This window comes from Flagellimonas olearia, assembly GCF_009184425.1.
Classification (GTDB): domain Bacteria; phylum Bacteroidota; class Bacteroidia; order Flavobacteriales; family Flavobacteriaceae; genus Flagellimonas; species Flagellimonas olearia.
In genome coordinates, this window is record NZ_WELG01000001.1 from 880,535 (window position 1) to 905,511 (window position 24,977).

The window sequence follows — 24,977 nt, forward strand, 5'->3', positions numbered from 1 at the left end:
ATTAATCCCGGTTGATATAGAGGTATCCTGAATAGGCGGCTTCACCCGGATTCTCGGTTTCAAATTCCAGAATATAGAAGTAAGTGCCACTGGGCAGGCTTCGGTCTTTCATGATCGTGGCCTGACCTTCGGATACACCTGTGAACACTTCATTTCCTATGCCGTAGCCATCGGCTTCGTAGACCAAGGCCCCCCATCTGTTGAAAATTCTCAGGGTATTATTGGGATAGGCTTCAATGCCATCAATCCTAAAGAAGTCGTTGATACCATCCCCATTGGGGGTAATTCCGGTGTAGATTTCAAAATTGGGGTCGGTGCCCTCACTAGGACAGGCATCACTGGGTACCATGGTTACAGTTTGATCGTTTTCATCAAGGCTGTTGTCATCGGATAGGTCAATGACCTGAGCTTCAAACCCTACGGGTTGCGAAGTAACCATGGCTTGGTTGGTCACCGAACCGTTGTCTATATCCTGTTGGGTAAGGGGGTGTGAAGTCCTAAATGTCCAGCTTTCGCCGATGGACAATATCCCGTCATTACCATCGTCCGTTCCAGGGACAGGGCCTGCAATATAGCCTCCCAGTTTTTCATCTTCCAAGAGCAATTCCTCAAGATCTACCTCTCCGGTATTGGTCACGGTGAACGTATAGGTAATGGAATCCATACAACCATCCCCTTTGGCATCTGCCAAATCACCTTTTTTGATCAGTCCTATTCCTGCGGAGCCGTTGGTACAGGCATTCGCTGGGACATCCGTAATGGTGGGGCCATCGGATAAGGGGTCGCTGGGGTGCGAAGTATCCTGAACGCCAATGGCCGTATTGATTAACTCTGCGGTTACTTGGGCCGTGTTCTGAACATAAGTGTTGTTGATATCGGTATCAAGGATGGCATACAGGGCTTGATAGGTCCAACTTTCACCTATGGACAAGATACCATCATTGCCCTCATCTTCGCCCGGTAGGGGTTCATTCAAGGTAGCACCAAGGACATTGTCGGTGATTTCAACCGTGTCCAAATCCACTTCCCCATTGTTGATCACCACAAACGTGTACAGAATACTCTCAAAGCACCCATCTTGGTTCACATCGGCGAGAGCACCCATCTTGGTCAAGCCCAGACTGGCCGAACCTGTGGTACAGGCATTATTGGGCACGGTGGTACTGGTGATATCATTTTCCAACAGGCTATTGTCATCGGAATCATCCTGTATTTTGATGTCAAAACCAAGAGGTTCGGCCGATACCGTAGCTTGGTTTTCCTTGGATCCGGCATCGATATCTTCTTGGACCAAATCATATAGGAATTCATAGGTCCAGGTCTCGTTGGGGGAAAGCACACCATCCTCGTTCTCATCGGTTCCGGGCACGGGGCCGGGTATAGCTCCACCCAAAGCGTCATCCATAAGTTCCACAGTATCCAGACCAACGTCCCCGTTGTTGGTCACGGTAAAAGTGTACAGAATGCTTTCAGGGCAGTTGTCTTGGTTCACGTCCTGAATTATTCCTGTTTTGATAAGGCCAATGCTGGCATTGCCATCGGTACAGGCATCATTGGGGATGGTGATGTTGGTGGGGTCGTCCTCCGTATTGGAATTATCATCTGAAGTATCTGTCGCTTCCGCAGTGGCACAGAGATTGGACAGGGTCACAGTGGCGGTGTTCTCCACAAAACCGTTATCGATATCCGTTTGGACAATGTTGTAAATGGCTTGGTACGTCCAGATTTCGCCTACGGAAAGGATACCGTCCCCGCCATCATCACTTTCTGGGGTAGGGCCGGGCACCTCACCGTTCAGCATATCATCGTTTAACACGGCTTCATGCAGGTCTGCATCCCCTATATTTTCCAAGGTAAAGGTATAGGCCACACTTTCTGGGCAGCCATCGTTGTTGATGTCCAACAGTTCCGCTTGTTTAATAAGGCCCACGGCTGGGTTTTGGCAACTGCTCAGGTCCACTTCGGTGACATCGTCCTCATCGGGGCTATTATCGTCCGAAAGGTCTTGCACGGGTAGATTGACAAAGCCCAGTACATTGGCTGTCACTTGCGCTTGGTTGTGGAAACAGCCAAAATTGATATCGTCAGGGCTTATGGGCTGGGTGGCCGTATAGGTCCATGTCTCATCAGGATCTAGTAAGGTATCATTGTTTAAATCCCCAACAGGGCCATTGATGACCAAGGGCAGGTCCAAATCCGTGACGACCACATTTTCAAATACTTCACCAGTATTACTTTCATTGGTTACCGTAAAAGTGTAGTCTATGGCCGAACAATCTGCATTGACCATGCCTGTTTTGATCAAAGCGATTCGGGGTTCACAATCGGAGACTTTTGTAATAGTAGGTCTATCCTCGTCAATACTTTCATAGTCGGAATAATCTTCTATTGTTATTTCTGGAAAACCAGCCATTGTAGCCGTAACCACAGCTCGATTTTGAACTTCTCCTGCAATTCGATCGTCTGTGGTAAGCAGGTAATCAACGTTGGAATAAATCCATTTTTCATTGGGGCCCAAAAGTCCATCATTTCCTATGTCACCTTCTGTTGGTGCATTTAATACAAACCCTAAATCAAGATCATTAATGATGACATTATCTACGGTTTGATTTTCTGTACTTTCATTGGTGAGCGTAAAAGTGTAATCGATATATACACAGCCTCCATCGTTACCAAAACCATCTTTGGCAACTCCGGTTTTAAGCAAGGCTATTCTTGGTACGCAATTGGAAATATCCGTAACCGTGGGGCGGTCTTCATCCACATTTTCAAAATCGGACCAATCTTCTACAGTAAGGCCCAATAAAGGATCTTCTCCCGAAACATGTGCTGTGTTCTCTACCTTTTTTGCTGCAAGATCTTCTGGGGTAATGGCATAGAATCCAGTATATTCCCATGTTTCACCAGCTTGCAGAATGTTATCACCATTGTCTCCCGAAGTATAACCAATATTCCCCACCAAATCATCCGTCAGGGTTATATTATGCAATGGATTGCCATTTTCGCCTTCATTGGTCACCAAAAATGTATATCGTATTCTAAAACAGCCACCATCATTGCCCATATCGTCTTGGGCAATACCCGTTTTAACAATGGCAATGTCTGGAGCACAGGCAGACAGGTCGGTAACAGTTTCCCGGTCTTGGTTAGGATCACTGGGGTCGGAGGCATCCACGGATACGATCAAAGGAGTTTTTCCTTCGGCTTCGGCTTTGGCATAGGCTTGGTTGACCACTTTACCGTCTGTAATGTTATCCAAAGTAATATTATAGAATAACTGATAGGTCCAGATTTCGCCGGGCTCCAGTTTGCCATCGGCATTCATGGTTTCTATGGGTGGAATGGCAATATAACCCCCAAAAACAGGGTCTTCAACAGTTACATTGATAAAACTATAGGGTACGGTATTTAAGTGGGTCAGGGTAAAGGTGTACAAAATTTGATTACAGGTCCCAAGGTCTGTAGCTGTTTTGATCAAGGAAATGGTTCCTTTTTCACAGTTGATATCGATATCTGTGGTACCGTCATCCAAAAAATCACTGGGATGGGAAAGGTCACTGACTGTGGCCGCAGGATTGCCATCTACTTCCGCTGAGACGGTTACTTGTTCTTTTAAGGTAATGATATCATAATCATTCTGGTCCAAAGGGCGGGTGGCGGTGTATTTCCAAATCTCATTGGCATCCAGGAAATTGTTGCTATTAACATCACCTGCGTTGGGGGTTTCCAACACAAAAGTGAGATTGGGACCAATGTTGGTTATCTGTATATTGGTCAAGGATTCTTTGACCACACCATTATGTTGTACAGAAAGTTGATATTCTATGGTTTCACAGCCTGGGGCATTGCCAAACCAATCTTTGGTTTCAACAGAGAGTACCGCACCTATGCTACGGCAGCGCGAAATATTGGTAAGGGTGGGGTCATTACTGCCCGGTAAAGCCAGATCATCCGAGAGAAAATCTATGCCACCAGCGGTAACCGTAGCTTGGTTTTGGATTTGGTCCAAGTTTAAATCTGTTGCGCCAAGAGCCCGGGTCGCCATGTATTCCCAAGAATCACCGGGGTCAAAAGATGCAGGTGTGGCATCCCCGGTCTTATCCGAAGGCACCATGTTAACTATGAAAAGAGGGTCGTTGCTATCTCCAATGGTGATTTGGTTCTCGGCGAAAGATTCACCTGCTGTACTCGCATTTCTAATAGTTATGGTATAATCTATCGCACTGCAATCCGAGTTAACAATTCCTGCCATAAAGACCAATAGATTGGTTACATAAAGACCCTCTGCCTTGGTACTCGGGTTAGGTGTGGTGATAGACCATGTCCCTTTGGGCTCCATGGCACCTCGGCCCAAATGGTAAAAACTGAGTCCAAACAAGGCCAGCAACAGCCCAACAAGACTTTTTCTATACGGTATTAGATTGCGTTTTAGGGAGTACATAGTTTTTGGGTTTGTAGGTTTTGGGGGTTGAGAAGCCTCCATCTGAAGGGAAGTGCCCCAGATGTTTTTGTTTCCAATGGGTGTAACACAAGATTGTTGATCATGGATAGATCATTTTGTCCGCTTTTAACCTACTATATTAAGGTGTGGGACCATTTTTACAGGGTGTAAATTGATGGATGCCCCTTACGAATTGACGAAAAGGGGTTTTGGGTTGATGGGAAAAATCAACCTAAATGAAAAAGAGGGGTGCCATGGCCCAAGCTTTTGCTATAGGATCATGCAATAGGGAAACGTAAATGGGTCAGAGTTTTTCACGCAAATAGACCGCAGTATGGGAGGCTTGGTTTTGGACGACTTCCTCGGGTGTGCCTTCGGCCACCAAATGTCCACCGTTTTCCCCGCCTTCGGGGCCAAGGTCTATCAGGTAGTCGGCACATTTGATAAGTTCAATATTGTGTTCGATCACAATCACCGAATGCCCCTTCGCAATGAGTTCGTCAAAGGACTTCAACAGTTTTTTGATGTCATGGAAATGCAACCCCGTGGTGGGTTCATCAAAGATGAACAGGGCTTTCTCCTTGGTGTTTCCCTTGACCAAAAAGGAGGCGAGCTTTATCCGCTGTGCCTCACCCCCGGATAGGGTGGAGGAGGACTGTCCCAAGGTCACGTAGCCCAACCCCACATCTTGCAGGGGCTGTAACTTGGTCACAATTTTGTCCTGCTGATGGGCCTTGAAGTGTGCCACGGCATCATCAATGGTGAGATTAAGGATATCGTCAATGTTTTTGCCCTCGAACTGTACTTCCAGAATCTCTTTTTTAAAGCGTTTGCCGTCGCAGGCGTCACATTCCAAATGGACATCGGCCATAAACTGCATTTCCACCGTGATCTCGCCTTCACCCTTGCATTTTTCGCAACGGCCTCCGTCCACATTAAAGGAGAAATGCTTGGCTTGGTAACCCCGAAGTTTGCTCAGTTTTTGTGATGCAAAGAGATTTCGGATATCGTCATACGCCTTGATATAGGTGACCGGATTGGAACGGGACGAACGCCCAATGGGGTTCTGGTCCACAAACTCCACATGTTTGATATGGGCATACTTGCCTTCCATGGCCGTGAACTGACCCGCTTTTTCGCCATAACCCCCCACTTCCTTTAATATGGAAGGATAAAGTATTTTTTTGACCAAGGTACTTTTGCCACTTCCGGAAACGCCCGTGACCACCGTCAACATATTTAAAGGAAAGGTGACGTCTATATTTTTAAGGTTGTTCTCCCGGGCTCCCTTGATTTGGATATAGCTTTTGGAATTGCGACGCTCTTTGGGTACTTCAATGGCCTTGGTGCCATTCAGGTAGTCTGCTGTTAGGGAATGGGCCTTGAGAATGGCCTCCAAACTTCCGGTGGCCACCACCTCGCCGCCCAAGGTACCTGCCTCCGGTCCTATGTCAATGACCTCGTCCGCGGCTTTCATGATGTCCTCATCGTGTTCCACTACAATTACGGTATTGCCCAAATCCCGAAGGGAAATAAGAACCTCGATTAGATTTTCGGTGTCTTTGGGGTGCAGACCGATACTGGGCTCGTCCAAAATATACATGGAACCCACCAAGCTACTGCCCAACGAAGTGGCCAGGTTGATGCGCTGACTTTCCCCACCCGACAATGTATTTGATTTTCGGTTGAGGGTGAGATAGCTCAACCCCACTTTGTGCAAAAAGTCCAACCGGGTGGTGATTTCCTTGAGCAAACGATTGGCAATGGTTCTGTCGTGCTCCGAAAGCTGGAGTTCCTCAAAGAAGGGGATCAACCGTTTGATGGGAAGTTCAATGATATCTGAAATCGATTTCCCGGCAATCTGTACATAATTGGCCTCGGCCCTGAGTCGTTTTCCTTTACAGACAGAACATTTTGTCTTCCCACGGTAGCGGGAGAGCATGACCCTGTTCTGGATTTTATAGCTTTTCTCCTCGAGCTGTTCAAAGAATTGGTTGAGGCCCGTGAAGTGCTTGTTGCCCTCCCACACCAGTTGTTTTTGTGCTTCGGACAGTTCAAACCAGGGTTTATGGATGGGAAAGTCAAATTTGTAGGCCGAGTTGACCAATTGGTCACGGTACCAGCCCATACTTTCGCCCCGCCATGGGAAAATGGCATTTTCATACACCGAAAGTGCGGTGTTGGGAATGACCAAGTCTTCATCGATACCGATAACATCCCCATACCCTTCGCATTTGGGGCAGGCCCCGTAGGGATTGTTAAAACTGAAGAGGTGCACATTGGGTTCCAAAAACTTTAGTCCATCCAGTTCAAACTGGTTGCTGAATATTTTGGTCTCCCCATTTTCCAAATTTTCAATGGCACATTGCCCCTTCCCTTCAAAGAAGGCATTGTCCACTGCATTGGCCAAGCGGTTGTAAAAATCTTCATCCTCCTTAATAATGATACGGTCCACCACCAAATCAAAGGTGCGCCCGATATCTTCGGGCACTTGATCTATTCGGATGACCTTGCCGTTGTGTTTTATCCTTGCGTAACCCTGTTTGGAAAAAAGCTCCAAAGATTTTATGGGGTCCCGATCTTCCTTGATGGTCACTGGGGCCAATAACAATAGTTTGGCACCTTCCTGCAATGACTTTATATACTTAATGACATCCGTTACCGTATGCTTTTTGACTTCTTTTCCAGAAATGGGGGATATGGTCTTCCCGATACGGGCATACAATAGTTTTAGGTAATCGTAGATTTCGGTAGTGGTGCCCACCGTAGATCTTGGGTTGGTGGAGTTCACCTTTTGCTCAATCGCAATGGCAGGGGCTATACCTTTTATATAATCTACTTTGGGTTTGTCCAGTTTCCCCAAAAACTGTCGGGCATAGGAGGAGAGGCTTTCCACATAGCGGCGTTGCCCTTCGGCATAGAGGGTATCAAAGGCCAAGCTGGACTTTCCCGAACCGGACAATCCCGTGATTACCACCAGCTTATTGCGGGGGATGACCACATCGATATTCTTGAGATTGTGCAGTTTGGCACCTTTAATGATAATATTCTGCTTGGGATCTACGTTTATAGGGGTTGCCATCTGTTAAAATTAGATCCCCAAAGATACGATACCCCCCACTTAATACGTATATTGTATCAGTTAACATATAAAAACGGGCAAATCACAACATAGATTTTCAGGTCACCTACCTAATTTTCTATATTTGGGATGTAATTAAAAATCTGATAGGCCTATACAGCGATAATTACTTTTTTACAAAAAACTAAATACCTAAAGGCTTCCCTTGGAAAAGGGAGACCCTAGATGTTAACCAAAAAAAAGTAATTTGTATGGAACTACAGATTAATGACTCGATCTTAGTAAAGAGCTATATTGCCGGTGACGAAAAGGCCCTTGAGACCTTGATCAACAGGCACAACCAAAGAATCTCCAGTTTTATTTACTCCAAAGTTTTGGATAGGGATGTTGCAGAGGACATCTTCCAAGACACTTTTATCAAGGTGATCAAAACTTTGAAAAGGGGTAAATACAGTGAAGAAGGCAAGTTTTTGCCTTGGGTGATGCGAATTGCCCACAACCTGATCATTGACCATTTCCGTAAGAACAAACGGATGCCCAAGTTTGAGGGAAGTGATGACTTCAACATCTTTTCCGTGATCAAGGATGAGAAGCTCAATGCAGAGAAACAACTCATCAAAGATCAAATAGACAGCGATCTTACCCTTTTGATCGAGGAATTGCCCGAAGATCAAAAAGAAGTGTTGATCATGCGTATCTATAAGGACATGAGTTTTAAGGAAATCTCCGAAAACACTGGGGTGAGCATCAATACAGCCTTGGGAAGAATGCGATATGCCTTGATAAATCTTCGAAAAATCGTAGATCGTAAGAATATCGTTTTAACGAATTAATCGGGCATTACATCGAAGCCTGCAATATTTCCATTCTAGCGGCGTTATCTATTTGAAACATTAATGCTAGAATATGGAAAACATTTACTCTGAAGAACAAAAAGCCGTTACATCGGTAAGAGCTAGCCAAAAGACTATCGATTTTTTGCTTAGCTATTCCAAATCGATTCATGTAGTTGATTGTAAAAAACATGCATTTGAAGTTACCTTGAACTAAGTACTTCAAAAGAGAATTAAAAAGAGCCGCGATCAGCGGCTCTTTTTTGTTTTATAATAGTCGTCAAGAACCGTTTTTCGGCCAATGGTCTTGGTAATGATGTCTTTTTCCAGATTCCAGCCCCTTGCCGGTGAATATTCCCTTCCGTACCAGATGATCTGTAGGTGCAAACGGTTCCATATTTCCTTTGGAAACAGGCGTTTGGCATCCCTTTCGGTCTGTACCACATTTTTTCCGTTACTGAAGCCCCAACGGTACATCAACCTGTGAATATGGGTGTCCACAGGGAAAGCGGGTATACCAAAAGCCTGGGAAACCACCACACTGGCCGTTTTATGCCCCACACTGGGCAACTCTTCCAAAAGTTCAATATTTCTGGGTACCTCACCGTTGTATTTTTCAATCAGGATTTGGGACAGCCCATGGATTCCCTTGGATTTCATGGGGGAAAGCCCCACGGGTTTTATGATCTCCCGTATCTCGTCCACGGAAAGTTTTACCATATCAAAGGGATTATCGGCTCGTTCAAAAAGCAGTGGAGTAATCTGGTTGACCCGTACATCCGTACTTTGGGCCGATAACAATACCGCAATCAACAGCGTATAAGGGTCTTTATGGTCCAGAGGAATGGGAATGGTAGGGTAGAGTTCATCCAAGGTTTTGATAGTGAAATCAACTTTTTCCTGTTTAGTCATTTTTGTTTAATTTTGAAATATAAATATTAAACAATAAAATTAAGACCATTCGCATATGAACATGTTAAAAGTAGGGGATAAAGTACCTGAATTTTCTTCAAAAGACCAAGATGGAAACACAATTAATCTGAGCGACTACAAAGGCAAGAAGCTAGTGGTCTTCTTCTACCCGAAGGCCAGTACGCCAGGTTGCACCATGGAAGCCTGTAACTTACGCGACAATTATAAAGTCTTGACCGATGAAGGTTATGAACTCTTGGGCGTAAGTGCCGATACCGAGCGCAAGCAGGCCAATTTTAGGAATAAGTACAAATTTCCGTTTCCCTTATTGGCAGATGTGGACCATACCGTGATCAATACCTTTGGCGTATGGGGACCCAAAAAATTCATGGGACGTACTTTTGATGGTATCCATAGAACCACTTTTGTCATTGACGAGCAAGGTGTGGTGAAAAAGGTCATTGAGAAAGTAAAGACCAAGGACCATGCGGCGCAATTGCTTAGTGAAGGATAGATTTGATGGATTCAGATAAGGGATAAATGGTGCAAGAACCAAGAAGAATTCCAAAAATCTAAAATACCAACAATCCAAATTCTACCTCATACCTCAACTTTTGAATATTTTGGTAAGATAGTGAATCGGTGTTTGTTATAGAAGGAATTATGCTTTTTCCTTTTCTTTTTTCTGTTCCGGAGATTCTCCTTCGGTAAGTTCCTTTTGGGAGAACAGGTGTTTTTCCTTGATGATTTCCGCAATACCTTCCGGAAGCTCGTCTTCCCAACCTGGTTCTCCGTTCATGATTTTTTTCAAGACGTCCCTGGAGAAAATGTGCATTACATCAGGATCATAATCAATAATGTCCATCACCTTACCGTTGTACTTGAAGAACTTGTAGAGTTCCTTCATCCGCGGATGCACCTTGACATTGTTGCTGGTCATGATCTGTCCAGTTTCTGGATCTTTCATGGGGTAGAGGTACACTTTCAAATCCTTGAAGAACAATTTCCCAAAGGCCTCCAAGATACCACCACTTAAGTGGCGATAGTATTTTTCATCAAAAACGTCCACCAAATTGTTCACACCCATGGTAAGACCAATACGGGCCTTGGTGTAGTTGTTGAAATACTCCACCAACTTGTAATATTCCTGGAATTTGGAAATGAGAACCGTATGGCCCAACGAGCAGAGAAGCTCCGCACGGTCCATAAAATCCTGTTCGTCAATTTCCCCAGCGGCCTTTAGATTGGACAGGGTTATCTCAAAGACCACAATGGTGTTGTCCATATCAACCGTCTGTTCCCGGATAAAAATGTCGTAGGACTTTTGGAACATGTCCATATTCACCTTGGTCACGGGTCTAAAACTTCCCCGTAAGGCCAAGATGTTCTTTTTGTAGAGTGCGGCAGCGGGCAAAAGGTTGTTGCCATCAGGACCAAACATCACGGCATCCGTCATGTCGTTCTTGATCAACTGCAAGCTCATCAATCGGTTATCGACCTCTTTAAAATTAGGACCTGTAAAATTGACCATGTCAATTTCAACGGTGTCCTTGTCAATATGATCGTAAAGATATTTTAGAAGTTTTTTGGGCTTGTTGAACTTAAAATAAGCCCCATAAATAAGATTCACTCCCAAAATTCCTAGGGTTTCCTGCTGCAAACGGGCTTCATTTTGTTTAAAGCGAATGTGCAGGACAATCTCATCATATTCTTTTTGATCGGGATCCAATTGAAATCGGATACCAACCCAACCATGGCCTTTGTAGCGTTTGGAAAAATCAATGGTCGCAACGGTATTGGCATAGGTAAAGAACAAATAATTGGGGTTGTTTTCCCTACTGATACGCTCCTCTACCAGCTTCATCTCATGGTCCAACATCTTTTTCAAGCGGGACTGGGTCACATACCGTCCGTCTTCCTCAATGCCATAGATGGCATCACTGAAGGATTTGTCGTAGGCACTCATGGCCTTTGCAATGGTCCCTGACGCACCACCGGCCCTAAAAAAATGTCTTGCTGTTTCTTGTCCCGCACCAATTTCGGCAAAGGTTCCGTAAATGTTGGGGTTAAGATTTATGCGTAGCGTTTTTGCCTTTATCGAAGGGATGTTTTCAAAAGCATCTTCTTTGCTGAGTACAGTAGGCATATCCGGTATTTTATTGACCACAAAGTTACACTCTTCATTCAATCTATTAAATAAATAAGTTATAATTTTGATTTTAATGGACGATGTGATGACCATCACCTTTTTGGGCACCGGAACCTCACAGGGAATACCTGTCATTGGCAGTAACCACCCCGTGTGCCTAAGCCAGGACCCCAAGGACAAGCGATTACGGGTATCGGTCTTGGTTTCTTGGAAGGATTACCATTATGTAATAGACTGTGGCCCCGATTTTAGGCAGCAAATGTTGACCAATCCCATAGATCGTTTGGATGGTATTTTTTTTACTCATGAGCACGCGGACCATACCGCCGGTATAGACGATATCCGTCCTTTTTTCTTCCGGCAAGGCGATATCCCCATCTATGCCCATGAACGGGTCATTGCTTCTTTGAAAAGACGTTTCGACTACATTTTTGCCGATGAAGACCGATATCCCGGTGCTCCCGCGGTCCAAGTGATCCAAGTATACAAGGATACCCCCATTCAATTGGAAGACATGGATGTCATTCCTATAGAAGCCTATCATAACCGACTGCAGGTTTTTGGCTATCGTTTTAAAGATTTTGTATACCTGACTGATGTAAAGCGGGTGGATGCCCATGAAATGGCCAAGATGAAAGGGGTCAAGGTTTTGGTGGTCAATGCCTTGCGGGAAGAGCCCCATCATTCCCATTTCAACTTGGAGGAAGCCTTGGCCTTTGCCGAAGAAGTGGGAGCCGAAAAAACCTATTTGACCCATATTAGCCATATGTTGGGATTTCATGGGGAAGTGGAGAAAAAACTTCCCAAGAACGTACATTTGGCCTATGATAATTTGAAATTGAAGATCTAATCCATGAAGAACAAGATTTTTTTGTACCTATTTTTATTTGCAGCTCTTTTGGCCCTGTATCAATTTGTGAGTGCTAATAACCTACAAAAAGCCATGACTGCCGATGTGAACGAGTTGCAGACCAAGGTAGAGCAGCTTGAGGACTCCATTCAAAAAACCCAGCTGAAGTTATTGGACATGCAGTACTTTTCCTTGGAAAACAATGACGATGCCTTGGCCTATTACGACCATCTCAATCTGGAACACCCTGCCCGCTACATCGAGGACAAGCTTTTGGAGACCAATGAAAAATCCGGAGACAATCCACTGATTCCTTATGCAGGGATGGAAAGTGATTTTAAAATCAATAAAATCAAGGTATTGAACCACAAATGGATCTTGGCCGATTTCTCGGATGGGAAATACTGGGGAGATCTCATCATCAAGTATGAACTTAAGGACGACCTGAGCGTAGACTTTACCCTATTGGATCATTTGTTGTACACCCGTAGCAATTAAAGGTGCTCCACCAACCACTTCCGGAAGGAATAAAAGTTTTGTTGTGAAACCCCATGCCCAATGGGGAACTCTTCGTAGGTAATGTCTATGGAAAGTTTCTTTAAGAAATCCGGGGTCCTTTGGGCCCATTCCAAGGGGATCACCTGGTCTACCTGTCCGTGGGAAGCATAGATGTGTAGATGGTTAAAGTCGTTGTTGGCATACCCCTGCTTTATTATTTTTTCATCGATATAACCGCTTAGAGCGACTACATTTTTCACTTTCTCAGGATAGGATAGGGCCACGGCATAGCTCAGGATACTCCCTTGGCTAAATCCCAAAAGGGTAATGTTTTCTGGGTCGATATCATAGGCTTCAATCGCCTCATCGATGAACGCAACGATTTTTTCACGGGATTCCGAAGCTTGTTCCACATCGTTCCATTTGCCATGGGTCGCATCAAAATTGATGGCATACCAGGCATATCCAAAAGGATCTAAGTGGTAGGGTGCCCTTACCGAAATCACCAAAAGCTCTTCTGGGAGTTCAGAAGCAAAGGAAAAAAGATCTTCTTCATTGCTGCCATACCCATGGAACATAAAAATACCGAGCTTTTTACCAGATTCAACAGATGACGGGCGTATAAGATATTCCAGGGATAACGGGGTGGGGGACATGGTATTGTTTTAGGAAATAAAGGTAAACCATTTTTGAAAATGCTCCCCAAGAATAGGCAGGGGATTGCTCTTTCCTGATGAGGCTTGGGTGATTCCGTATATGAGCCCCATAACATATAATCCATAAAGCGGCAGGGTCAGAAAAACAATCTGGCTGAAGGAAAGCACGATGGCCATGGCGTGGAACACCAAATGCATGCCAAAGGCCTGTCTAATGTGAAAGCACGCAAACGTATTTCGCGGTTCCATGTTCCTACTCATGGCGATCAAAAAACCCACCAAGGTGATGTAGGCTATTACTGCAGTGGTTTTACCAGATTTGGCTTCGTTCAAAATATCAGATTAAAATATGACTGTTGTTGATAATACCATATACCTTACCCTTCAAAGGTACTCCCAAGAACATACTGTTTTTGGAGGTGGACAGAATATCTCCCACCCCAAAGGTATATTCCGTTTCTGGGTCGAACAAGGTAAGGCAAGCTTTTTGGCCTTCTCCCAAGGAAGGGGATTCTATCCCAAATCGCTCATGACCTTTGGTCAATAAAGCCACAGTTTCCTCCACACCAAATATGGGGTTAAGGGCTCCAAAAGCGGATTCCAGACCCAGGGTGCCGTCGGCGGCATTGTCAAATTCCACCCGTTTTTCCTCAACATCCATGGGAATGTGGTCCGTAGCGATATAATCAATCGTCCCATCCTTGAGTCCTTTGATCAACGCTTTGATTTCTTTTTGTGTCCTCAGGGGAGGGGATACCTTGTAGTTGGTATCAAAATCTTTTAAACTTTCATCCGTGAAAACCAGATTATGAACCGCAACACTGCAGGTTACATCCAGTCCTTTTTTCTTGGCATTGGCAATCAATTTTACCGACTCTGCCGTGGAAATCGTTGGGATATGTAGTTTTCCTCCGGTATATTCCAAGATAAAGAGGTCCCGGGCAATCTGAAGTTCTTCGGCCAAAGCCGGAATGCCTTTCAGTCCCAAAGTGGTGGAAACTACTCCTTCATGGGCGACCCCTATCCCTTTAATGGAACCTTCTTGCGGGAAGGAAAAGACCAATCCGCCAAAATTCTGGGCGTATTGCAGCGCTATTTTCAGTAGATTGGGGTTACTGATCTGTTGTTTAAAATCGTAGTAGGCCACGGCTCCGGCATTTTTCATATCGAACAATTCGGCCAAATCGTTTCCTTCCGAGTTCTTGGTCAAAGTCCCCAAGGGATATAAGCTGGTAGCTTTTCCTTGTCCACGTTCCTTCAAAAAGACCACATCGGAACTGGTGTCCGGTACGGGGCTGGTGCTGGAATACAATACAATATCGGTAAAACCGCTTTTGCCGGCCACATGAAGCCCATGGGAAATAGTTTCCCTTTCCTCATGGCCAGGCTCCCCAAAACTTACCCCTGTATCCAACCACCCCAAGGAGACATGAAGGTTTTTTAAATCGACCAATTTGGTGTTGGACGGTGGATCAATGGATACGGCAATCTTTTCGATGATGCCTTTTTTTATAAGGATGTCGCGTTTTTTCAAGTGCAGTTCCCTGTTCTCGGGGCACACTATTTTTGCGGACTTCAGCAGAATGTTCATGGAATGATTTTTTGGATGATTACCTCTACCAGTGCCAAAAGCAACGCTAAAATAACAAACCATTTCCAATAAGCGGCAATGTTGTTTTCAGCTTCCAAATAGGTAAAAAGCGAGTCAATGGATTCTTGGGTATGGGTCTGGTTCAAACTTTCCAAATCCAAATAGGCCAATTGGCTCTCGGATCTTGGATAATTAAAGCTTATGTTCTTTAAGGCCCGATCATTTTGGGTGATGGTGTAAATGCCATCGGTGGTAGGGTTCTGCTCAAAAACAAGTCTCACTTTATTGGGGAGACTCTGTTGTAGTGGAATAAAGGTTTCATCCCCTTTGGATACGCTTAAAATGGCATCGTTGGTCAATTGGGTGGATATGTCAACCGATTCCGCTTGGCCCAAAGTATGTTGAATCTGGGGTAGTTTCAAGCTGGAAGTGGCCATGTTGTAAAACGTGGGAACGATCAATGGGGAGGCCGTAAAATTTGTGTTTTCCGGTTCCAAGGATGCGGTGAAGCAAAACCATCCATCACTTCCCAATAAAAATGGTTCATTGTTATCCAAAGACAGTATTCGTGGCAAATTGGAACGGATTCTGAAATACTGCTCTACCTTCGGATACTGAAAATTGGCCACCTCCTTTTCAAACACGTTTTTGTATAAGGGATGGCCAAATGAAATGGCGGTGATGTTCACACTATTATCTACTTTTTCAAGAAATTGAATATTGGAAAGCTGGGAAAACAAGCTATTGTATGAAGTGAGATCACTATTTTCTGAAGGCGCCACCACCAAAGTACCTCCATCCTCTTTAAAAGAGGCAAGCACATTTTGCAAACTATTGGGAATGGTGTTCAAATTATCAAGAATAACCATATTCTGTCCTTCTAGGGTACTGTAGTCCAATTGGTCCAGAGGTACTTTGATCAGGTCAAAATCTTCTTGGGGAAATAAGCGTTCCAAATAGTCGCTATGGGAAGCGCTTATTGCCAACACCTTTATTCTTTCCTTGGTGTTGATGTTAAAATAGAACTGGTTGTCGTAGCCCAAACCATTGTCTGTGATGATGATCCGCCCGTTGATCTCTTGTCCACTGGGAATAGAGAACATCACTTCAGATGTATGGGTAGTGCCGAACTTCGCGGCAGATTTTGCGATTAAGGACGACCCATTGTAGAGCGAAATGGGCAAGTTTTGCCCATCGGAACCGCCGCTCAAGAGAATGTGGAGTCGGGTCTGATCTGAAAAATCTTCCTCAAGATATATGGAATCTATGGAAACATTGGTGCGGTCCCGTGGTCTGATCGGCACATAATAGGAATGGACGGTGGAATCCGATGGGATTTGTCCAGCCGCCATACGTTGCTGAAAATCGGAGATGACAATCAAATTTTTTATGGTGGCGTTGGAGTTGGAAAACAAGGTATTGGCCTTCAACTGGATATCTTCAAGGTTCAATTGCCTATCCGTATAAGGAAGTGACAATAGCTGGTTTTGAATATCCTTTACAGAAACATCCCTAAAAGTGTTTTCATTGGTGAACAAACTAAAAACAGTCCCTGCATCCATATTTTTGATAAGATCTTGAATGGCCTTTTCCATCAGCGAAAGACCATTGTTCTTGGCCTGCATACTAAAGGAATTGTCCAAATAAACCACAGTTTCCTTTTGCTGTAATGCCGTAACTGTGGAAGAAAATGGTTGGGCAAAGGCTATGATCAAGGCGGCCAATAAGAGTAATCGGGTAATAAGCAACAGCCATTTTTTTAGGGTATTGCTCTTCCGTGATTCAGAGACCACCTTTTGTAGCATAGCCACATTGGTAAAGGGTGTTTTTCTAAACCGTCTTAACTGAAATAAATGGATTAGAATGGGAATACTGAGGAGAAAAAGGGCCCAAAGGATTTCTGGATGTTTAAACTGCATTCCCAACTTTGATTGGACAAATATAGGCATTAAAATAGTGCAGCCCCACAAATTTCACTGTTAAGGGAGTGGTAAATGTAAGTAGGGGAAGAACAGTAGCTCAGCAAAAGAAATAATAGTCCTCCATGGGAGTTAGGCCTACATGGGAAAAATATGCTGTGATTTCCCGTTGTGCTTCCTCGTTGGCTACGGTAACAATACTTTGGGGTTGTTCCAACGCTTTAAGCATCTTAAAATGGACCAATACTTTCCCATAGATTTTTTTTCCGATTTTTTTCGGGTTATCGCATAGCCAAGTAAAGTCAATATGCCGTTCCAAAAGGGTTTTGGCGATGGTTTTTCCCTTGAATCCGGCACCCCATATAACCAATGGGCGGTTAGGTTGATAATCCAATTTTAGAAAATAATGGAGTTTGATGTCCAAAAAATAGTTTTGGGCATAGTGCTCATGGGTACGGGAGGTCCTGGTATCATAATCGCGCCATAAATGGAGTACTTCATGGCAAGGAATGATTTTCAAATCGTTTTCATAAAAGCGAAAAGTGAGGTCATAATCTTCAGGATATCGGTGTGGACGAAACGCACCGCTAGTCTCAAAATCCTCCCGATAGGCCATCCAACAAGGGGAGGGAATAACACACTCCTTATAGATTTCACTGTAATTGGAACCCGTGGACGTCAATTGGTTCAGCCAAGCTTCATAGCGTTCATAGCCATTGCTGATACCACGTTCAGAGAAATAACGGACTTGCCCAACGGCCACATAACCTTTTCCCGATTCCAAAAGAGATTGCACCATGACCTCCAAACGATGGGGTTTCATAATATCATCCGAATCCATTCGGGTTACAAAATCGCCAGTACTTTGGGCATAGGCGGTCTGCAAAGCCGGAATGATGCCTTTTCCTGAATTGTTGAACACCTTCACTCTGGAGTCTTTTTGTCCATAGGAATTCAAAAGACCGAGGCTATGGTCACTGGAATGGTCGTTTACGGCAAGGATTTCCCAATTGGGGTACGTCTGTTTCAGGATGGAATCCAGACATTCAGGAAGAAAATGTGCGGTATCCTTAAAGGGTATAACAATGCTTACCTTGGGATTTTGCATATTACAAAGAAACTAAATTCCAGAGGCAAATGCACGGCATCAATCAAAAGGAAGCAAATCTGGAGGAATATAATCCGTTTTTGCCTTTTCATGGGTCAGCACTTCAGGGGTGTAATGTTGCTCAAGCAATTCTTTGAAAGCAGTTTTCAATCGTGGAAACGCATCCATAAAATCGAAAAAGTTGGTGGATTTTGATTTTTTGTTGAAATGATGTACCGCCTTCACGGCTGCAACGGTTATGGTAGCGTGAAATTTATCCCCATTGCCATATATAGCATCAAAATGAGCTATACCCGCGCAAGTCTTCTCCACAGCCTTCTCTTCCCCGTACTTTTGAAGATATACCCATGCCAATCGTATATGGGCCTCATGGTTGAACAGTTTTGGGTGCAAACTGGCTTTTTCAAAAGCTTCCACAAATTCCTTATCACTGAGTTGGGAATGATGGGTATAATTTTTACCATACCAAGGATTTGGGCGCGTGCAAGACATACTGTTTAATTTTAGATTGGGTAATTGAGGAAATGAAAAGTATCACCACAGGAAATCAACATGAGATGCAATTGCCTGTGGCGATATATTCAGAAGGTTACGCTTTCTCTGAGACGTCCTTAAACGTCAGCATTTCCCAAATTCGTTTGGAGGCCCCATTGTAAAAGCCCGTTTCATGCTTATATCCTTTTGGATTGTTGAAGGTTCCAAAAATGATATCAAATAGGGAAATGTCTGAATAGTTATAGGCGTGTATCCCTTTAGCATGATGAATGGTATGGGCTTCCGGCCTTTGTATGATATAGCCTATCCACGTTGGTGTGGTAATATTGGCATGCTGAAAGATGGCCAAAAAAGTAGTAATCAGAATGAACAGGGTTGCCGCTTCCGGGGTAAATCCTGCCACGACCACCAAGCATAGGCTTCCCAATAGGGTAAACCCAATCATGTCCATCGGGCTAAAATAAAAGGCACCATAACTATCCATGCGTTCTGCACTGTGATGCATCTGATGGAAAATCTTCCATAAGGTATCATTCTTGTGCATGGCATAGTGCCAAATGTACAGTCCAAATTCATAGATCATGACCGCAACAAACGCTCCCCAACCGGCCCCCAAAGCGGTAAGGTCAAATAGTTGGTAATCCACCAAATAGGTATCCCATACCAAGGGGAAATAGGTGGATAAGTAAAAAAATACGCCGAAGGATGCCAGTCCCCGCAGTTTCCAATTCTTTACTTTGGGCAGTTCCCTGGCTGGAAATAGGGCTTCCCAAAGCATCAATACGCCGTACATGCCCAATACAATCAAGGAAATTGGGTCGATGAGCACTTCCCATGGATTGGGTAAACTTTTAATGATTTCAAACATCTTGTCTAGTTTTAATGTGTTGTTCACCCTAATAGGCAAAAGTTTCCGCCTTACATTGTAAGGAAAGTGTCGTAAGGGCCATTAAGTGGTCCACTCATGCGGCGTTTCCGGCTCGTAACTACAACAGGTGCCCGTCTTGATGGAGTTGGTCAAATGCTTGGCCAATTGAGGGTGTACCTTTTCAATTTTTTTAATGGAACTCCGAACACGCCAAGTTACGGCCGCTCTTGCCTTTTCTATGGAAGACCCCGTTTTTCGAATGGAATTGGAGAGTCCGGTTACTTGGGACAAGTGTTCTACCAAGGCGTCGTAATCCCCTTTTAGTTCATCTGCCTTTTGGTACAAACCCATTTCTTCGGCATCGCAAATTTGGATTTTTAGGGACCGAAGCTTGGTTTTGTACTCTTTCATGGCCTGCTCATCGATCAGTGAAGTTCCTCTGGTCTCCAACACCACACCCATCAATTCGGCACAGTGGACCTGTTCTTCGGGCTGTTCCAATAATTTGGCAATATCGTGGAGTCCCTTGGAATCTTTTAGGGTTGCCGACAGGTTTAAGTAATGAAGTTCCCAAAATTCACCATTGTCCAAGAAACTTCCTTTTACGGTAGCGCTGGTTTCTGGTTTTGGAAAAGATGTTGCATCTATTTTGGAGGAAGCTCCCGAAATGTATTCCCAGAAAGGCTCTAAATTATTTTTGACCTTATACGGATTCACCACTTTTTGCCATTCCACAGCCTCTTGGTCGGTAGGCTCCTTTCCTTTGTTGATGTTTCGTTTGTGAAGTTCCAAGTATTTTTTCCAATAGACCTTCATCTTGTCATACATGGAAAGGTGATAATATGCGGCGGACAAGTACGCCGGGAAATCGGTCCAAATGGAAAGTATGGCCACTTTTTCACCCAGTTCAATGGCTTTTTTATAATCTCCCTTTTCAAAATAAACCAACATGCCAATGGGGAGGTAGGCTTCGGGTTGCAACGGGTTTAGGTTACGCGCCCTGAGATAGAGTTCCTCGGCTTCCTTCAAATGTCCCAGCCAAACAAAGCAATTGGAAATCAGGATCAGGTTGTCCGCATCATTCGGATTCATCCGCAATGACTTTCTCAAAAGGTGTTCAGACTTGTCGTAATCCCCCAAATACAGAAAGGTTCTTCCCAAAACGGCCAGAGACACATAATCATTTTCATCCAAGTCAATGGCCTTAAGGGCATAATCATGCGCCCCTTTATGACTTACTTCCCAACGGTCCCATAACTGGCAACTCCATTCATTGAAATAGGAAAGGGATATTCCGGTATAGGCTCTGGCGAACAGAGGGTCTATTTGCAAAGCGGCCTCAAAATATTCCCTAGCGGTAAGGTCGCTTTCAACGGTTCCTTTTTTTAGTTCCTTGATGCCCAAAAGCCAATTTTCATAGGCAGCGAGCTCAAAAGATTCTTTTTTGTAGGAGTAGGAGAGCAGATCGTGTTCTATCTGTTGCTGTAACACACTGACCATCTGTTGGGTAATGGTGTCTTCGGCATTCAGCAGGGTCTCAAGGGTCTCAATATGATTCCCGGCAAAGACCACTCTATTGTCCCGGGTCCGTATTAGTTGCACCCCAATTCGGTATCCATCATTTGAAGGTCTAAAACTACCTGTAATGATATAGTCAGCGCCTAATTGGGCAATGGATTCGGTATCGGAAATATCTGAAATACCCAAAGTGGAGTATTGTGAAATGACCGATAATCCCACAAATTTGGAAAAGTTAATGATAAGATCTTCCGTGAACCCTTTTATGATAGGGCTCATGTCATTTTTCACCCCAATAATCTGAAAGGGCAATACTGCAATTGTAGTTTCCTTGTTGCCAACTAGTTCCACCAGAAAATAATTGTATGATCAAAGATACAAAAGATCACCTATGGTGTACAGAAGAGCAGTATATCCTCAAAGTTTTTGTGTGTTTGGCGTACACGGTTATATAAATGGATAGGAATTCTGTGGCTATGGTCGTAATAGGGCATCGTCTATATTGGCCTTATACAACCTGCTGTTTCCATTTTCGTAGGAATTCAGAAATTGTATAAGTTGCCCCATAGTTTCCAATGTTCCTTCCGGGTTTTGGGTGCGCCGGCTCGTAAAATACAGCACGCCTTTAACTTCATCCACATAGGGGCAGTAGTCCATATAAGGCGAGTTAATGGGTTGGGGAAGGGGTTGGGCTTTGGTCCATTGCCCTTCATTTTTAAAACTAATGTACAGATCGCCGCTTCCTTGACCATCCTCACGCGCATATCCCCCAAAAATCAAATAAGAGTCATCCTTGGAGATGTACCCATTGTACTCGAATCCCTTGGAATTGATATTCTCGTCCAGCGAAATAGGCTCACTATATTCCCCATTTTGAAATGCGCTGAAAAAAATATCATCCTCACCTTTGGAGTCTGGACGGTCACCGGTGTAATATAGATTCCCGTTGGACGCTATTGCAGGATAAAACTCGTTATGCTCCGTATTTATCGGTGCTCCAAGATTTATAGGGTTGGACCATTTCTGGTCAGGACCCTTTCGCTCTACATACCAAATATCATAATCCTTGGTTTTGGAAATGGAGTCATGCAACGGGCGGTTCGACACAAAATAAAGCCGAAGACCATCAGGTGACATGAAGGGTTCCATATCCTTATATGTTCCTGAAAAGGATGCAATCTGGGGAGAATCCCATCCATTTTCGGTTTTTAAAGAGATGGAAATCACGGAAACCTCTTCAGTTTGGGATTGAACGGTAAAATAGGCCTCGGTACCACTTGCATCCATGGTAAAGTCCCGGACCTTGTTAAACTCCTTAAGGACATCCATAGCAGGACTTACGGTTATTTTGGCTTGACCAAAAATGGTCAGCGAACAAATGGAAAAGAAAACAAAGAGCCTAGTTTTCATTTTGGATTACTTGAGTAATCGCTTTATTGACCAACTTTTCCATCACGGCATAACCTTCCTTGGTTACATGGACTTCATCCGTGGTGTAGGCTTTGGGAAGACCGTTTCGTTCATCGGCCATTGCGGAAAAATAGTCCAGATAGGTTACATTTTGCTCAGTGACCATTTCTTTTAGGAGTTGGTTGAGTTTAGGAATCTTGATATTGGGCTGTAATCCAGGTCGCCACGGATAATCATAGGCAGGAAGTACGGAGCAAACAATGGGGTGGATTCCATTGGCCTTGGCCAATTGTACCATGGAGAGGATATTGTCCCTAATTTGTTCCAAAGTCATCGGACCTGTGTTTCCGGCTATATCATTGGTTCCCGCCAGAATAACCACCGTTTTGGGGTGCAGATCAATGACATCTTGTTGAAACCGAAGCAGCATTTGGGGAGTGGTCTGCCCACTGATTCCCCGATTGATATAAGGATTATTGTTAAAAAATGAAGGATTGGCATTGGACCATCCCTCGGTGATGGAATTCCCCATAAAAACTACACGGCTTTCCAAATTTTTGGTCTTTAGTACTTCGGCATTGGCTTCCTGAAACTTTTGAAGATTAGGCCAATCCTGGGCCTGAATAGCTATGGGGAGCGACATTATTACAACTAAAAGAATAAATTGGATTTTGGTTTTGTACATCTATGACAGGTTTTGCTAAAAATAAGCAAATAATCATATTCCAAAATCAAAAGAACAGGTAATAGATCACTATACCCATCGAAATCATGATAAAGATGGCAAGGAAGGTTGCATTTTTTTCCTTTCTTTTCCGTTGGGCTATTTTTCTTCGAATGCGTAGCATATCCAATGGAGTGGACTTCTTCAAGTTCAATTGGGTCTTTACTTCAGAACCATACACGTCCCCTTTACTTTTCAACTTACGTTTCTTCAGTAAATCCCGGTTGGCCTTAAAAGACTTTACCGCGTCCAACATGTAACCGCCACCACCCATAGTATTGTAGTATACCTATTTGTAGTAAGTTACAGATTTTTGTTACAAAAAAGCGGTAAAATCAACTTAATGTCGACTTTACCGCTTCGAATGTTTTTTTATGATTTACACCCTAATACTTGGCACTCTTTCCATTGGCCTGCGTCCGTACAATGAAGGCTCGGATATCATCGTTGGCCTTTTGTAGATCTTCCCGTCTTAGGTACATCATATGCCCGGAACGATAGCCTTTGAATTCAAACCTATCCTTCATGCGACCACTGGGATCTACTTGCGACATGCTATACTTTGCGGCAAAATAGGTGCAGGCCCCATCATAATACCCAGATTGTACCAATACGTTCAAATAAGGGTTTTGGGCCATGGCCTGACGTAGATTATCGCGTACGTCGTCATCGTCATTGTTCCATGGATGAACGGGGCCGAACATATTGTATTTGATATCTGTTTTAAAATTTAATTCTTCTTGCAGATAGTAGTTGATGGCAGGAGTGAAACTATGCAACCAAGAAGTCAATTCTGGAGAATAATCCGGACTATCACCAAAAACCTGCTTGTCTATACCAAGGTATCTACTATCCAAGCGACCCATCGTATACGCACCTCTTTCCTTCATCAGGGCTTTCCAGAAAAACTGTGTAGGCACATCGAGATTGTGATCTAGGATATCCTGTTCTTTAAGCCCCGTATAATAGGCCATCTTTTTTGCCACGGCCGCTTTTTCGGCGTTAGCAATAAAACCGCCTTTGGCAATGGCAGGCAATAAGGTATTTAGGGTATAGTCTTCCACTTCGGGCAAGACCTCCAAAAGATCTTTGCCTTGCAAAGCAGAAGGTAAAGCCTTATGGTGCCAAGCGGTGGCGGCGAAATAAGGTAAGTTCAGGGCACTGGAAACGGGATCTTCGGTACGGAACACACGATAGTCCGCGGGAGATACCATGATTACCCCATTGAGGTACATCCATTGTTGATTTTGAAGCGCCAAGGAAAGTCCCATTACACGGGTTCCTCCATAGCTTTCCCCAACAATATATTTGGGTGATCGCCATCGATTGTTGCGTGTCACGAAGGTATTCAACCATTCGGCCAAGTAGGCCGTGTCGGCATTGATGCCGAAAAATCTTTCACGATCTACTTTCTCACCCGTTTCAGGAATGGTCCTGGAATACCCGGTATTGGCAGGGTTTACATATACAATGTCGGTAACGTCCAATACGGAGAATGGATTTTCCTTTACCCCATAAGGTTGAACAGGGTATCCTTCATCATCTATCTTAAGGATTCTGGGACCGGTGTAGGCCAAGTGCATCCAAACCGAACCGGAGCCCGGACCACCGTTGAAGGAGATCAAAAGGGGACGGCTGGCCCTATCCTTTACATTGTTCCGGGTGTAATACGTATAATGGAGTGCCGCTATGGGTTCGCCCATTTCATCCCAAACAGGTTGTGTTCCCGTAGTGGCCGTATAGTTGATGTTTACCCCATTGATAGTGACGGAATGTTGCGTGGTCACCGTAGTGTCAACAGGTATTTTTCTGTTTTGTGCAAAAGCAATCGATGAGCATAGGACCATGCCCAAGAGAAGATGGATATTTTTCATTTTTAAGGTTAATTAGTCTAAGCCTAAAAATAGGTATTTTGGGTTACAT

At 44.1% G+C, this 24,977-nt stretch carries 20 protein-coding genes; 4 read left to right on the forward strand and 16 right to left on the reverse strand.

Going from position 1 to position 24,977, the window contains the following annotated elements:
• Position 1: 1 nt before the first annotated feature.
• Positions 2 to 4,441 carry a T9SS type B sorting domain-containing protein gene (locus F8C76_RS03645; RefSeq protein ID WP_170283970.1) on the reverse strand — a complete coding sequence of 1,480 codons (4,440 nt, stop codon included), beginning with the start codon at positions 4,439 to 4,441 and terminating at the stop codon, positions 2 to 4.
• Between the two features lie 304 nt (positions 4,442 to 4,745).
• The gene (gene uvrA / locus F8C76_RS03650; RefSeq protein ID WP_152130506.1) at positions 4,746 to 7,523 is read right to left on the reverse strand and encodes an excinuclease ABC subunit UvrA; all 2,778 of its coding nucleotides are present in this window, start codon (positions 7,521 to 7,523) and stop codon (positions 4,746 to 4,748) included.
• 251 nt (positions 7,524 to 7,774) lie between these two features.
• Between uvrA and F8C76_RS03655 the strand changes: the two genes are divergently transcribed.
• Complete coding sequence (locus F8C76_RS03655) at positions 7,775 to 8,356, forward strand: RNA polymerase sigma factor (protein WP_116218873.1); 582 nt, start codon at positions 7,775 to 7,777, stop codon at positions 8,354 to 8,356.
• 249 nt (positions 8,357 to 8,605) lie between these two features.
• Here F8C76_RS03655 and F8C76_RS03660 read toward each other — a convergent pair whose 3' ends face one another.
• The gene (locus F8C76_RS03660; RefSeq protein ID WP_152130507.1) at positions 8,606 to 9,268 is read right to left on the reverse strand and encodes an endonuclease III domain-containing protein; all 663 of its coding nucleotides are present in this window, start codon (positions 9,266 to 9,268) and stop codon (positions 8,606 to 8,608) included.
• Positions 9,269 to 9,323: 55 nt separating this feature from the next.
• Between F8C76_RS03660 and bcp the strand changes: the two genes are divergently transcribed.
• Entirely contained in the window at positions 9,324 to 9,782 is a 459-nt protein-coding gene (gene bcp, locus F8C76_RS03665) for a thioredoxin-dependent thiol peroxidase (RefSeq protein ID WP_152130508.1), read from the forward strand.
• Between the two features lie 147 nt (positions 9,783 to 9,929).
• On the opposite strand, the gene F8C76_RS03670 is transcribed toward bcp, so the two are convergent.
• Positions 9,930 to 11,414, reverse strand: coding sequence for a TonB-dependent receptor (locus tag F8C76_RS03670; protein ID WP_152130509.1), 1,485 nt, complete (start codon positions 11,412 to 11,414; stop codon positions 9,930 to 9,932).
• A gap of 88 nt (positions 11,415 to 11,502) precedes the next feature.
• Here F8C76_RS03670 and F8C76_RS03675 point away from each other — a divergent pair, with 88 nt between their 5' ends.
• Together F8C76_RS03675 and F8C76_RS03680 are read left to right on the forward strand one after the other, a co-directional pair.
• The gene (locus F8C76_RS03675; protein ID WP_152131463.1) at positions 11,503 to 12,267 is read left to right on the forward strand and encodes an MBL fold metallo-hydrolase; all 765 of its coding nucleotides are present in this window, start codon (positions 11,503 to 11,505) and stop codon (positions 12,265 to 12,267) included.
• Between the two features lie 3 nt (positions 12,268 to 12,270).
• The gene (locus F8C76_RS03680; protein ID WP_152130510.1) at positions 12,271 to 12,765 is read left to right on the forward strand and encodes a hydrolase; all 495 of its coding nucleotides are present in this window, start codon (positions 12,271 to 12,273) and stop codon (positions 12,763 to 12,765) included.
• On the opposite strand, the gene F8C76_RS03685 is transcribed toward F8C76_RS03680, so the two are convergent.
• The 12 genes from F8C76_RS03685 to F8C76_RS03740 all read right to left on the reverse strand — a co-directional run bounded on the left by F8C76_RS03685 (position 12,762) and on the right by F8C76_RS03740 (position 24,928).
• Entirely contained in the window at positions 12,762 to 13,421 is a 660-nt protein-coding gene (locus tag F8C76_RS03685; protein ID WP_152130511.1) for an alpha/beta hydrolase, read from the reverse strand. The two genes, F8C76_RS03680 and F8C76_RS03685, sit on opposite strands and share 4 nt — an antisense overlap.
• A 9-nt stretch (positions 13,422 to 13,430) precedes the next feature.
• Positions 13,431 to 13,754 (reverse strand): hypothetical protein, encoded by a 324-nt coding sequence (locus tag F8C76_RS03690; RefSeq protein ID WP_152130512.1) that lies wholly within the window; start codon positions 13,752 to 13,754, stop codon positions 13,431 to 13,433.
• 4 nt (positions 13,755 to 13,758) lie between these two features.
• Entirely contained in the window at positions 13,759 to 15,012 is a 1,254-nt protein-coding gene (locus F8C76_RS03695; RefSeq protein WP_152130513.1) for a dihydroorotase, read from the reverse strand.
• Positions 15,009 to 16,931 carry a BatA domain-containing protein gene (locus F8C76_RS03700; RefSeq protein WP_249042355.1) on the reverse strand — a complete coding sequence of 641 codons (1,923 nt, stop codon included), beginning with the start codon at positions 16,929 to 16,931 and terminating at the stop codon, positions 15,009 to 15,011. Before F8C76_RS03700 ends, F8C76_RS03695 begins: the two co-directional genes overlap by 4 nt.
• A gap of 100 nt (positions 16,932 to 17,031) precedes the next feature.
• Positions 17,032 to 18,039, reverse strand: coding sequence for a glycosyltransferase family 2 protein (locus F8C76_RS03705; RefSeq protein WP_152130515.1), 1,008 nt, complete (start codon positions 18,037 to 18,039; stop codon positions 17,032 to 17,034).
• 39 nt (positions 18,040 to 18,078) lie between these two features.
• Positions 18,079 to 18,531: a hypothetical protein gene (locus F8C76_RS03710; protein WP_211372111.1), complete on the reverse strand. Its 453-nt coding sequence runs from the start codon at positions 18,529 to 18,531 to the stop codon at positions 18,079 to 18,081.
• Positions 18,532 to 18,628: 97 nt separating this feature from the next.
• Positions 18,629 to 19,402 (reverse strand): sterol desaturase family protein, encoded by a 774-nt coding sequence (locus F8C76_RS03715; RefSeq protein ID WP_207211114.1) that lies wholly within the window; start codon positions 19,400 to 19,402, stop codon positions 18,629 to 18,631.
• 81 nt (positions 19,403 to 19,483) lie between these two features.
• Positions 19,484 to 21,271, reverse strand: a complete 1,788-nt coding sequence (locus F8C76_RS03720; protein WP_152130516.1) for a tetratricopeptide repeat protein — start codon at positions 21,269 to 21,271, stop codon at positions 19,484 to 19,486.
• Positions 21,272 to 21,394: 123 nt separating this feature from the next.
• The gene (locus tag F8C76_RS03725; RefSeq protein ID WP_152130517.1) at positions 21,395 to 22,330 is read right to left on the reverse strand and encodes a TolB-like translocation protein; all 936 of its coding nucleotides are present in this window, start codon (positions 22,328 to 22,330) and stop codon (positions 21,395 to 21,397) included.
• The gene (locus F8C76_RS03730) at positions 22,320 to 23,015 is read right to left on the reverse strand and encodes an SGNH/GDSL hydrolase family protein (RefSeq protein ID WP_152130518.1); all 696 of its coding nucleotides are present in this window, start codon (positions 23,013 to 23,015) and stop codon (positions 22,320 to 22,322) included. The genes F8C76_RS03725 and F8C76_RS03730 overlap by 11 nt, the downstream gene beginning before the upstream one ends.
• Before the next feature lie 46 nt (positions 23,016 to 23,061).
• Positions 23,062 to 23,328, reverse strand: coding sequence for a hypothetical protein (locus tag F8C76_RS03735; RefSeq protein WP_152130519.1), 267 nt, complete (start codon positions 23,326 to 23,328; stop codon positions 23,062 to 23,064).
• Between the two features lie 112 nt (positions 23,329 to 23,440).
• Complete coding sequence (locus F8C76_RS03740) at positions 23,441 to 24,928, reverse strand: S10 family peptidase (protein ID WP_152130520.1); 1,488 nt, start codon at positions 24,926 to 24,928, stop codon at positions 23,441 to 23,443.
• Positions 24,929 to 24,977 lie beyond the last annotated feature (49 nt).

Bases quoted from the DNA above. Each gene is read 5' to 3' on its own strand.
- F8C76_RS03645 (WP_170283970.1), bottom strand. From the start codon at position 4,441: ATGTACTCCCTAAAACGCAATCTAATACCGTATAGAAAAAGTCTTGTT.
- uvrA (WP_152130506.1), bottom strand. From the start codon at position 7,523: ATGGCAACCCCTATAAACGTAGATCCCAAGCAGAATATTATCATTAAA.
- F8C76_RS03655 (WP_116218873.1), top strand. From the start codon at position 7,775: ATGGAACTACAGATTAATGACTCGATCTTAGTAAAGAGCTATATTGCC.
- F8C76_RS03660 (WP_152130507.1), bottom strand. From the start codon at position 9,268: ATGACTAAACAGGAAAAAGTTGATTTCACTATCAAAACCTTGGATGAA.
- bcp (WP_152130508.1), top strand. From the start codon at position 9,324: ATGAACATGTTAAAAGTAGGGGATAAAGTACCTGAATTTTCTTCAAAA.
- F8C76_RS03670 (WP_152130509.1), bottom strand. From the start codon at position 11,414: ATGCCTACTGTACTCAGCAAAGAAGATGCTTTTGAAAACATCCCTTCG.
- F8C76_RS03675 (WP_152131463.1), top strand. From the start codon at position 11,503: ATGACCATCACCTTTTTGGGCACCGGAACCTCACAGGGAATACCTGTC.
- F8C76_RS03680 (WP_152130510.1), top strand. From the start codon at position 12,271: ATGAAGAACAAGATTTTTTTGTACCTATTTTTATTTGCAGCTCTTTTG.
- F8C76_RS03685 (WP_152130511.1), bottom strand. From the start codon at position 13,421: ATGTCCCCCACCCCGTTATCCCTGGAATATCTTATACGCCCGTCATCT.
- F8C76_RS03695 (WP_152130513.1), bottom strand. From the start codon at position 15,012: ATGAACATTCTGCTGAAGTCCGCAAAAATAGTGTGCCCCGAGAACAGG.
- F8C76_RS03700 (WP_249042355.1), bottom strand. From the start codon at position 16,931: ATGCAGTTTAAACATCCAGAAATCCTTTGGGCCCTTTTTCTCCTCAGT.
- F8C76_RS03705 (WP_152130515.1), bottom strand. From the start codon at position 18,039: ATGCAAAATCCCAAGGTAAGCATTGTTATACCCTTTAAGGATACCGCA.
- F8C76_RS03710 (WP_211372111.1), bottom strand. From the start codon at position 18,531: ATGTCTTGCACGCGCCCAAATCCTTGGTATGGTAAAAATTATACCCAT.
- F8C76_RS03715 (WP_207211114.1), bottom strand. From the start codon at position 19,402: ATGTTTGAAATCATTAAAAGTTTACCCAATCCATGGGAAGTGCTCATC.
- F8C76_RS03725 (WP_152130517.1), bottom strand. From the start codon at position 22,330: ATGAAAACTAGGCTCTTTGTTTTCTTTTCCATTTGTTCGCTGACCATT.
- F8C76_RS03730 (WP_152130518.1), bottom strand. From the start codon at position 23,015: ATGTACAAAACCAAAATCCAATTTATTCTTTTAGTTGTAATAATGTCG.
- F8C76_RS03735 (WP_152130519.1), bottom strand. From the start codon at position 23,328: ATGGGTGGTGGCGGTTACATGTTGGACGCGGTAAAGTCTTTTAAGGCC.
- F8C76_RS03740 (WP_152130520.1), bottom strand. From the start codon at position 24,928: ATGAAAAATATCCATCTTCTCTTGGGCATGGTCCTATGCTCATCGATT.